7 protein-coding genes are annotated in these 5,844 nt (G+C 69.6%); 3 read left to right on the forward strand and 4 right to left on the reverse strand.

The window, feature by feature from the left end; translation table 11 throughout:
- From VGO20_RS06940 to VGO20_RS06950, 3 genes are all read right to left on the reverse strand, one after another.
- On the reverse strand, positions 1-639 hold a 639-nt coding region (locus tag VGO20_RS06940), incomplete at its 3' end, for a transporter substrate-binding protein (RefSeq protein ID WP_327501582.1).
- A 447-nt stretch (positions 640-1,086) separates the two neighbouring features.
- Positions 1,087-1,692 carry an ANTAR domain-containing response regulator gene (locus tag VGO20_RS06945; RefSeq protein ID WP_327501583.1) on the reverse strand — a complete coding sequence of 202 codons (606 nt, stop codon included), beginning with the start codon at positions 1,690-1,692 and terminating at the stop codon, positions 1,087-1,089.
- Between the two features lie 48 nt (positions 1,693-1,740).
- On the reverse strand, positions 1,741-2,907 hold the full coding sequence (locus VGO20_RS06950) for a transporter substrate-binding domain-containing protein (RefSeq protein ID WP_327501584.1): 1,167 nt from the start codon (positions 2,905-2,907) through the stop codon (positions 1,741-1,743).
- Positions 2,908-3,197: 290 nt separating this feature from the next.
- Between VGO20_RS06950 and VGO20_RS06955 the strand changes: the two genes are divergently transcribed.
- Together VGO20_RS06955 and VGO20_RS06960 are read left to right on the forward strand one after the other, a co-directional pair.
- Positions 3,198-4,301 (forward strand): DUF2157 domain-containing protein, encoded by a 1,104-nt coding sequence (locus VGO20_RS06955; protein ID WP_327501585.1) that lies wholly within the window; start codon positions 3,198-3,200, stop codon positions 4,299-4,301.
- Positions 4,298-4,774: a hypothetical protein gene (locus VGO20_RS06960; protein WP_327501586.1), complete on the forward strand. Its 477-nt coding sequence runs from the start codon at positions 4,298-4,300 to the stop codon at positions 4,772-4,774. The genes VGO20_RS06955 and VGO20_RS06960 overlap by 4 nt, the downstream gene beginning before the upstream one ends.
- A 219-nt stretch (positions 4,775-4,993) precedes the next feature.
- Here the strand turns inward: VGO20_RS06960 and VGO20_RS06965 are convergent, their stop codons facing one another.
- Entirely contained in the window at positions 4,994-5,485 is a 492-nt protein-coding gene (locus VGO20_RS06965; protein WP_327501587.1) for a GNAT family N-acetyltransferase, read from the reverse strand.
- Positions 5,486-5,604: 119 nt separating this feature from the next.
- Here VGO20_RS06965 and VGO20_RS06970 point away from each other — a divergent pair.
- Positions 5,605-5,844, forward strand: a 240-nt coding sequence (locus VGO20_RS06970; RefSeq protein WP_327501588.1) for a YciI family protein, incomplete at its 3' end; no start/stop codon positions are given.

Below are 5,844 nucleotides of genomic sequence, written 5' to 3' on the forward strand. Positions count from 1 at the left end.
GCCGAGCGGCACGTATTCCTCGCCGACCACCTCGCCGCCGAGCTGGTCGAGCAGGATCTTGCAGACGTTGTTCTCCTCCTTCGGGTAGATGTAGTTCGAGCCGATCAGGTAGAACTTCTTGCCGAAGTTCTTGACCAGCCACGGGATGAAGTCCTTCTGCTGCTGGGTCGGCACGGCGCCCGTGTACATCACGTTCTTCGAGCACTCGCGGCCCTCGTAGAGGGTCGGGTACCAGTAGAGCCCCTTGCGCCGCTCGAACACCGGCAGGACGGCCTTGCGCGAGGCGGAGGTGTAGGAGCCGAACACGCTGACGCAGCGGTCGTTGAGGACGAGCTTGTTGGCCTTGTCGGCGAAGGTGGCGGGGTCGGAGGCCGGGTCCTCGATCACCGGCGTGATCTTCATGCCGTTGACGCCGCCGGCCGCGTTGATCTCGTCGATCGCCATCAAGCTGGCGTCGTGCAGCGATTTCTCGACGACGGCGGTGGTGCCGGTCAGCGAGAATAGCAGGCCGACCTTGATCTCGCCCCCCGCCGCCCAGGCGAGGCCCGCGTCCTTGATCCAGATGTGGGGAAAGCCGACCGAGCCGGCCGCCCCCGCGATGGCGGTGGTCCTGAGGAAGTTGCGCCGCGTGATCTTCATGGATGTTCCCTCCGTTCTTTCGTTGGATGTGCGCTGACGGCGTGCGGCACTCGTTGGATCGGTGCCGTTCGAAACGACGAAGGCCCCAGACAGGCGTGCTTGCCTGCTGGGGCCTCCTTGCCTCCTCGGCGGCCCGACGTCATCGGCGGGACCGAGCTATGGATGGTTCATGCGCATCGGGCGATCGATGCCATGCCTGGACAGTATTCCAGCGTTCGGCAGCCATTCCCGGCGCCGCTTCACCAGTCGAACTTCAACCCTGTCCAGACGTCACGTGTTCCGGCGAGAGACCTCCTCAGGTCAGATGTCCTGGAAACGAAAAAAGCCCCACCAGGCTTCACTGCCTGTCGGGGCTTCCTTGCCTAGCCGGCTGCCGACAACACTGGCGGCGCCACGCTCTATACCGAAAGATTGCACTAATTTCTTGAGTCTCGTCAACAGAAAATATCAGGGCACCCGCTGTTCCACCCCGAGCATCTCGTTGGCGTCGATGATGGCGGCGGCGATGTCCTCGATCGTGGTCCGGCGGGCCATGGCGCGTTCGCGGATGAAGCGGTAGGCCTCCTCCTCCGAGATGCGGCGGGTGTCGATCAGGATCGCCTTGGCCTTGGCGACCTTCCTGACGCCGTCGAGGCGCTTCTCGGCCTTGTAGAGCTTCTTGCGCAGCAGGCGCTCGGCCTCGGCCGCCCGATGCGCCATGAACATGGTCGTGAGCAGCCCGAAGGAGCGGACCGGCTTGCTCACGAACCCGCGCGCGCCGTGGTCGGCGACGGCCTTGAGCATGGTCGGGTTCTCGTAGTCGAGGATGGCCACCACCGGCGGCGCGTCGGGACCGCCGGCCCAGGCGAGCCGTCCCTGCCCCGAGAGGACCCGCGTCACGTCGAGGAAGACGAGATCCGCGCTTTCCGGCATCTCCTTCGGAGGCGGCCACTGCGCGGTCACCTGGCAGCCGATGCGGCGAAGCTGTCGGATCAGTTCCTCGGCCTCGGCGTCCTGGGGATGGACGACGAGGACCCTGAAGGCCCGGATGTCGCGAAGGACGTCGACCGCCATGACCATGCGCTCCCTAGCCTGTGCCCTGCGCTTCGACCATGGAGCCCTCTACATCGCGGCCGACTGCAACTGCCGCCGCGACCAGTCGGCGATGCTGTGGTCGACCAGATACGGCTCCGGCTTGACCGCGATCAGCGACTGGGCGACGACCTCGAACCGGCCGGCTTCGCCCACCCGCCCGACCTTCGGCCAGAGATAGGTGTGGTTGTTGTCGGGATCGACGCGGACCCGCCCCTGGGGCGCGTCGTATTCGAGGCCGAGCATCGCGCTGCGCAGCAGGTCGGTGTCCATGCTGCCGGCGACGGCCAGCGCGCGGGCGAAGAGATGGACCTGGAAATAGGCGGCCTCGCACGAGGCGTTGGTCGTCTGGTCGGCGCCGAAGCGGGCCTGGTAGGCGGCGACGAAGCGGCGGTTGGCGGGAGTGTCGAGGGAGGCGAAGTAAGGTGCGGCGGTGACGTGCCCGCGCGCGGCCTCCGCGCCGATCTCCGCGATCTCGGCCTCGCTGGTGGTCAGGCTCGCGATCGGCATGCCGCGCGGGTCGAACCCGGCATCGGCGTAGGCCTGGTAGAGATGCGCGGTCCCGGACCCGACCACGGTCGAGAAGACGACGTCCGGCTCCTTCCGGCGGATGTCGCGGATGATGGCCGCGAAGGACTTGCGCGTCGCGTCGAGCGACACGTAGCGCTCGCCCAGGACCTTGCCCGCGCGCTGCTGCACGAGGTCGCGCATGATCCGGTTCGATTCGAACGGGTAGATGTAGTTGGAGCCGACGAAATAGAAGCGGTTGCCGTAGCTGCTGGTCAGGTAGTCCGCGAGCTGCTCGCCGTTCTGGTTGGGGGCGGCCCCGGTGTAGATGACGTTGCGCGAGCACTCGAACCCTTCGTAGAGGGTCGGGTACAGCAGCAGCCCGTTCCTGCGCTCGACGACCGGGAGCACGGCCTTGCGGGTGCTCGACATGTAGCAGCCGAAGATCACGCCGACCCGGTCCTCCGCCAGCAGCCGTTCGGCGAACGCGCCGAACTGCGCGGAATCGGAAGCCGGGTCGTAGGCCACCGCCTCGATCTCGCGGCCGAGGACCCCGCCGGCGGCATTGATCTCCTCGATGGCGAGGAGCGTGCCCTGCATCTGGGTACGCTCGATCCCCGCCGTGACCCCGGTCTGGGAGAACAGGATGCCGACCCTCCACGGCGCTTCGGTGCTGGCCGTATTGTCCATCTCCGGTCACCTTCTCCATGCCCGGCCGTCCCTGGCCCAGCGGAATCGGGTACAAAAAAAGCTCCCGTCCAGGACCATCGGTCCTGAAGGGAGCGGCATTGCTCCGGTTCGACGCCGGAGCCTACGGCCGTGCCCGGCCGTGGTCGCTACGTCGATCTGTTCGTTCGTTTACTATGCCATCGCATGCCCGTTTCGGCCAGTCCCGTTTTCGGGCCGGCAACCCCATTGCGCGGACCGGGCCGGCGGTGCATACCCGCTTCGCAGGCGGTTCCCTTCCCACGGGCGCATCCATGATCGACCTCCACGGCCGGGCGGTCCGTTCGCGCATCGAGCGCTGGCGGGACGCCGGCCTGATCGACGACGAGACGGCCGGGCGGCTGGCCGCCTTCGAGGCGTCGCGCCCGGCGGCCGGCGTCCCGGCGCTGACGGTCATCGGCGCGCTGTCGGTCGCCCTCGGCATCGTCGCGATCGTCTCGGCCAACTGGGACCAGATCCCGGTCCCGGCCAGGCTCGGCGGCCATGTCGCGCTCAACCTCGCCATCGGAATCGCGGTATGGACCGGCATCGCGCGCGAGCTGCTGATCCTGGTCCTGTCGGCCTCGACGCTGGGGCTCCTCGCCCATGTCGGCCAGAGCTTCCAGCTTCAGGGCGGGGCGGCCGGGCTGCTGGCGGGCTGGCTGGCCTTGGCGACGCCGTTCACCTGGGCGCTCGCGCGCGGGGCGGCCAACCGCTGGCTGTGGACCGCCGGGCTGTTCGCGGCGGCGGGAACGGCATTCGTCGAGAACGCCGACGCGCTCGCCGATGCCGGCCTGGTCGGCACCAGCATCGCCCTGTTCATCGTGGCCGGCTACGCCGCGCCGCTGGCGGACCGCGGCGCCTGGGGCCGACATCTCCACGCGGTCATGCTCGGGGTGCTGGTGACGGCGGCCTCGGCCGCGCAGACGGTCTGGCGCTCCGATTTCACCGCGGCCGACCTGCCGGCGGGCGCGGACGTGATCGCCGGCGCCGCCTGCGCCACGGCAGGCCTGCTCGCCGTCCATGCCGCGCTGGCGCGCCGGGCGCCCGGCCGCCCTTGGCTGACCGCCTTCGTCGCGGCGTCGCCCGCCTACGCGGCACTGCCGTTCCTGGCCGGCGGCGCGGACTCGGCGGTCGTGGCCGCGCTCGGGTTCTGCCTCTACTGGTGGGCGATATCGCAGCTCGCCCATGCGGCCGGACTGACCGGGCTGTACCGGCTGGCCGTGCTCGCGATCGCGGCCCGGGTAGTGGTGGTCTTCATCGAGGCCTTCGGCGGCCTGCTGTTCACGGGCGTCGGGCTGGTCGCCGGCGGCGTGCTGCTGCTGGCGGTCGGCTGGCTCGTCCGCCGGCTGCTGCGCAACGCCGGGAGGGCCGCGTGAGAGGACACCGGCTCCCGATCCTCGCCCTCCTGATCCTGCCGACGCTGGCGGTCACGGCCTGGGCGGCGTGGCTCGCGGCCGAACGCACCGCGCAGCCGGCGCTACGGGTCGCGATCACCGGCTACGACCCGCGCGACCTGCTGCGCGGGCACTATCTCGAGTTCCGGCTCGACCTCGCCGACGCCGACGGGCTGGCCTGCGCCTGCCTGCATCCCGACCCGGCGACGCCGCGGCACCCAGCCGCCGTCCCGGCCAGCTGCGGGGCGCCGCCCCCGCGGGATTGCCGGCATTTCATCGCGGAGCCCCGGCAGGTCTACCGTTACTATGCGGCCGAGGAACGGGCTCTAGCGCTTCAGGAAGAACTTGCGGCGACTCCCGGCGGCATCGCGGTCACCGTGCATTTTCACGGCGACGGCACCGTATCCTTCAGCAACGTCTCGGCAGGCGGCGTCGCCGGAAGCACCTCGCCTTGAGCGTTTCAACCGGCAGGCGTAGCATCGGCCGCCATTTCGCCGAACGGAACCGCCGTGAACCTGCGCCTATTAGGGATTCCCTGGCTGGTCGGCGGCATCTGACCAGCCTCGATGGGACGTGCCAGACCATCGTTCCGGCAGCCGTCGCGCGATGCCTGTGGAATCCCCACCCCTGAGCCGCGTCCGCGGAGTTCAGGCGGGACAGAGGCACGCCCGGCATCACCCCTGAAACAGCATCAGCACCGCCGGCCCTTCGGCGGTGTCGACGACCTGCCCGCCCACGAAGCCCGCGCGCTCGTAGGCGCGGCGCGCGCGGTGATTGTCGGCGGCCGGGTCGATCGCCACCACGGGAGCGCCCCCGGCGATCAGCATCGCGGCGAAGGCCCGGAGAAACGCGCCGCCATGGCCGCGCCCGAGCATGTCCGGCTCGCCGACAAAGGCGTCGACGGCCTCCGCCCCTTCCGGCAGATGCATCATGTGCGACTGGGGCCAGGCGCGGGCGGGATATGCCTGGACATAGGCGAAGGGACGCCCCTCGTGCTCGACGATCCATTGGCGCATCAGGGGCTCGTCGAGGTCCTGCGTCACGATCGCAAGCTGCTCGCCGGGCTCGCCCCACCAGCGCACGACCTCCGGCGTCCGCAACCAGCGCGCCACCATCGGCAGGTCCGCGCGGACGAAGGGCCGGAAGCGATACGGGGCGTCGGTCACCAGCGTCTCCCACGAAATTCCCCGTTGCGGGCGGAGTGTAGCGCCGAACGGGCTTTTTTCCAGCTCCATGTCGGCTGCGGGCATGCCCGTCCGTCCTTCGGAAAAGGAGGACCACCCGCATGCTCTACGCCATCCTCTGCTACGACCGGGAAGACGTCGTCGGCGCCCGGAGCCGCGAGCAGGACGACGCCGTCACGGCCCGGCTCGCCGTCGTGGAGCGCCGGCTCGCCAGGGAAGGCCGGCTCGGACCCGTCGCCCACCTGCTGCCGACGACGACCGCGACCACGGTCCGGAAAGGGCGCGACCTCCTGGTGATCGACGGCCCGTTCGCCGAGACCAGGGAACAGCTCCTCGGCTTC

Source organism: Arenibaculum sp. (assembly GCF_035998295.1).
GTDB lineage: Bacteria > Pseudomonadota > Alphaproteobacteria > Azospirillales > Azospirillaceae > DASYHS01.